1 protein-coding gene is annotated in these 704 nt (G+C 48.6%); it reads right to left on the reverse strand.

The window, feature by feature from the left end; translation table 11 throughout:
• Window positions 1-232: 232 nt before the first annotated feature.
• On the reverse strand, window positions 233-704 hold a 472-nt coding region (locus R7Z49_RS25085; RefSeq protein ID WP_318112399.1), incomplete at its 5' end, for a LysE family translocator.

Raw genomic sequence — 704 nt, forward strand, 5'->3', positions numbered from 1 at the left:
TCAAGCCCAGTACTTTGCTCTGGGGCAATCGCATCGGTGGCTTGGTTTGCAAACGCGGTGTGGGTGATAGAGGCGCTAAGAAAAAGACCCGTAGACACGAGTCGGTTGAACGTCCATTGCATGATGACTCTCCATGTTGCCAGTTTGATTGTTCAGCTTGGCAGCCATGGAGAAGATCGTCGAGTCAGCGTTTTAATAAATGTCGGGTGTGCGACGCTTTTAAATCAGAGAGTTAACCGATTAATGTGCTGATGGTTTGCACCAAGATACTGCCGCCAACGAGGGTAAACACCACACCACAGATGCCATCGATGTAGATGCCTGCCTGTTGTAATCGACGTTGTAAACGTTGCGTTGAGAGCATCCACGCCAAGCTAGAAAACCAAACCAGAGACAAGCTGAACAGGATAACTAACGCGATGCTTTTGCCTGAGACCGACATTCCGGCTGGCACCAAGCTCGACATCAAGCTGATGAAGAAAACCAGTGCTTTGGGGTTGAGAATGTTGGTTGCAAAACCTTTGGCAAAAGCCTGACGTTTGTTGCTGATCACGAAGCTGTTTGTTTTATTTTTTTGATCCGTTTGCGGGTTTTTGATCGTAGCGATCACGCCGCGCAGGGCCCCAACACCGAGGTAAAGTAGGTAACTGCCACCTAGCAGTTGTAATACCGAATACAGCAAAGGATGTTGATGCACAAGGTAG

It is taken from the genome of Vibrio sp. 1562 (assembly GCF_033340155.1).
In the GTDB taxonomy this organism is placed as follows: Bacteria; Pseudomonadota; Gammaproteobacteria; order Enterobacterales; family Vibrionaceae; genus Vibrio; species Vibrio alginolyticus.